Origin of the sequence: Nonomuraea turkmeniaca (assembly GCF_005889735.1) — a bacterium.
Lineage (GTDB): Bacteria > Actinomycetota > Actinomycetes > Streptosporangiales > Streptosporangiaceae > Nonomuraea > Nonomuraea turkmeniaca.
The window spans coordinates 1-830 of the sequence record NZ_VCKY01000571.1 but is presented as its reverse complement, the minus strand read 5'-3'; the positions used below and the strand labels follow the sequence as shown (position 1 = coordinate 830).

Below are 830 nucleotides of genomic sequence, written 5' to 3'. Positions count from 1 at the left end.
CCCCCAAGTGCACGACGAAAGGCAACAGGATGAGCACACCCTCCCTCTCTCTTCCCGGCGGCATCTGGACTCTGGGTGACCTGACCGTCACCCGGTTCGGCTACGGCGCCATGCAACTGGCCGGCCCGTGGGTCATGGGGCCGCCCGCCGATCGCGAGGGTGCCCTGGCCGTTATGCGTGAAGCGGTCGACCTCGGTATCACCCACATCGACACCAGCGACGCCTACGGGCCGCGCGTCACCAACGAGTTGATCCGCGAGGCACTGCACCCCTATCCCGAGTCGCTGCACATCGTGACCAAGGTGGGCGCGACCCGCGACGATCAGGGTGGCTGGCCTCCGGCCCGGCGACCCGAAGATCTGCGCCGCCAGGTCCACGACAACCTCAAGTCCCTCGGGCTCGACGTACTCGACCTGGTCAACCTCCGACTCGGCAACGCCGAAGGTCCCCAGTCTGGCTCGCTCGCCGAGGCGTTCGAGACGCTCGTCGAACTCCAGCAGCAGGGCCTGATCCGCCACCTCGGGGTCAGCAACGCCACCGCGGAGCAGGTCACCGAGGCACAGAGCATCGCGCCGATCGTGTGCGTGCAGAACATGTACAACCTCGCCCACCGCCACGACGACAAGCTCGTCGACAGGCTCGCCACCGACGGCATCGCGTACGTGCCCTTCTTCCCCCTCGGGGGCTTTACTCCGCTTCAGTCCTCGGCGCTCTCGGCGGTCGCCGCTCGATTGGAGGCGACACCGATGTCCGTCGCACTGGCCTGGCTGCTGCGGCGCTCACCGAACATCCTGCTCATCCCCGGCACGTCATCGACGGCACACCTGCGC

At 67.7% G+C, this 830-nt stretch carries 1 protein-coding gene; it reads left to right on the top strand.

Annotation, left to right across the window (positions count from 1 at the left end; all coding sequences use genetic code 11):
• Positions 1-29 precede the first annotated feature (29 nt).
• Positions 30-830: aldo/keto reductase family oxidoreductase (locus ETD86_RS54580; protein ID WP_138674417.1), on the top strand; the 801-nt coding region annotated here is incomplete at its 3' end.